The sequence below is a fragment of the Parafrigoribacterium mesophilum genome (assembly GCF_039652555.1).
Lineage (GTDB): Bacteria > Actinomycetota > Actinomycetes > Actinomycetales > Microbacteriaceae > Parafrigoribacterium > Parafrigoribacterium mesophilum.
On record NZ_JBDJAF010000017.1, the window covers coordinates 1 to 377 of the forward strand.

The following is a 377-nucleotide window of genomic DNA, read 5'->3' on the forward strand; positions in this document are numbered from 1 at the left end:
TGCACTCCATCGCAGCCCGGCATCCCTCGAGGGTCTGGCAGAGCAGCTGCGTGTCCTCGAGTTCGTTCGCGTAGATCTCCGAGGGGTCGAAGGTGCGCGCGAGTTCGCCCAGCTTGCGGGCGGCGTCATCCTCGCGCCCTTCGAGACGCTTCGCCACCATGTGGAAGCTGTTGCAGAAGCCCCACACGAGATCCTTGGCGAATTCCTCCATCCGGGTGTCGCGCAGCACGTCGAACATCGTGCGCATCATCAGGGCGACGGCTGCTTCGACCTGGAACGGGTCGGGCATGTCCGCCTTCTCGGGTTCGGACACGACGCTGAGCTTGGCCATCTCGGATTCTTCGATGAAGCTGCTGGCGTACTCGTTCGAGGTGTCG

1 protein-coding gene is annotated in these 377 nt (G+C 63.7%); it reads right to left on the reverse strand.

Annotated features, from left to right (window positions below; translation table 11 throughout):
• A partial coding sequence (locus ABFX56_RS15910; protein WP_428834465.1) for a hypothetical protein occupies positions 1-289 on the reverse strand: 289 nt, incomplete at its 3' end.
• Positions 290-377 lie beyond the last annotated feature (88 nt).